Here is a 748-nt window from a genome sequence, read left to right on the forward strand (position 1 = left end):
CTTGGCCATGCGGTAGGCCACGTCATCGGAGACACCGCTGTGGGTCACGAGGAAGTTGGGGATGGCCGCGGTGGCCACGGCCTCGGTCTGGCCACCATAGGTGTTGGCCGGGATCATGGCGGGCTGGTAGGCCGGGTCACCAACCTTGGCCACCACATCGGCGGGCACGGAGACCACCACGATCTTGACCGCGGTGGCCAGGTCACGGATGGAGGCCACGCCCAGGCCGGCGGACTGCAGCGTGGCGTCGAGCTGGCGGTTCTTCATCAGCTCGACCGACTCGCCAAACGGCAGGTACTCCACCTTGGCCAGATCGCTGTAGCTCAGGCCGGCGGCCTTGAAGATGGCGCGCGCGTTCAGTTCGGTGCCCGACTTGGCCGCGCCCACCGAAATGCGCTTGCCCTTGAGGTCGGCCAGGGTCTTGATGCCCGAGTCGGCGCTGGCGACGATCTGGATGTAGTTGTTGTAGGTGGCCGAGAGGCCGCGCAGCTTGTCCAGCTTCTTGGGGAAGCCCGCCTCGGCCTCGCCCTTCCAGGCGTCGGACAGGGCATCGCCCAGCGTCAGGGCCAGCTCGCCGCGGCCGGCCTGCAGCAGGTTGAGGTTCTCGGCCGAGGCCTTGGTGACCTGGGCGGTGGCGCGTGCGCCTGCGATGTCCTTGGCGAAGATCTGCGACAGCGCCACGCCCAGCGGGTAGTACACGCCGCTCTGGCCGCCGGTGAGCACGTTGATGAATTGTTGTTGCTGGGCC

The 748-nt window shown here is 67.8% G+C and carries 1 protein-coding gene; it reads right to left on the bottom strand.

Features of this window, described 5'->3' with window-relative positions:
* On the bottom strand, nt 1-748 hold a 748-nt coding region (locus tag HTA01S_RS24435), incomplete at both ends, for a TAXI family TRAP transporter solute-binding subunit (protein WP_068176662.1).

The organism is Hydrogenophaga taeniospiralis CCUG 15921, assembly GCF_001592305.1.
GTDB lineage: Bacteria > Pseudomonadota > Gammaproteobacteria > Burkholderiales > Burkholderiaceae_C > Hydrogenophaga > Hydrogenophaga taeniospiralis.